This window comes from Methylobrevis pamukkalensis, assembly GCF_001720135.1.
In the GTDB taxonomy this organism is placed as follows: Bacteria; Pseudomonadota; Alphaproteobacteria; order Rhizobiales; family Pleomorphomonadaceae; genus Methylobrevis; species Methylobrevis pamukkalensis.
Map to the genome: position 1 here is coordinate 1 of NZ_MCRJ01000317.1, position 524 is coordinate 524.

Genomic DNA, 524 nt, shown 5'->3' on the forward strand with positions numbered 1-524 from the left:
GACGAAGCCGGCGACATCGACGGCGGTGCCGGGCAGCGGGCGACGCTCGATGCCGATGCGCCCGTCGATCATTGCCGACCAGGCGGCAAGTTCGCGCAGATGGCGACGGCCGTCGATCACCGGCGCGGCGAGCACGAGACCGGCGAGACCCGAAACCCGCGGCGCGGCGCGGCGCGCCAGCAGCGCCCGAGCCGAGACCGCAGAGCACGACCGCGAGGCACCGGCCAGCGCGCGCAGATCGCTCGCGGCCGACACGACCGCCTCTTCCCAGACGGCGATGTCCTGAATGTCGAGCGTGTCGCCCGGGGCATCCCCCGTGCCGGGATAGTCGAAGCGCAGGGTCGGAAATCCGGCCTCGGCCAGGGTGTCGGCGAGCTTGCGCAGGCTCTTGTGGGCCGACAGCGCCTCGTAGCCCCAGGGCGGGCAGATCAGGACGGCGACGTCGCCCGCCGCCGCATGGAACAGGCCGAAGCCGCCGGCGGTGCCGACGGGGCGTCCGCCCTGAACGGCGCGCGGCGCCCCGT

At 74.6% G+C, this 524-nt stretch carries 1 protein-coding gene; it reads right to left on the minus strand.

Annotated elements, in window-relative coordinates:
• Positions 1-524 (minus strand): alpha/beta hydrolase family protein (locus tag A6302_RS23335; RefSeq protein ID WP_483428751.1); only part of this gene is annotated, 524 nt, incomplete at both ends.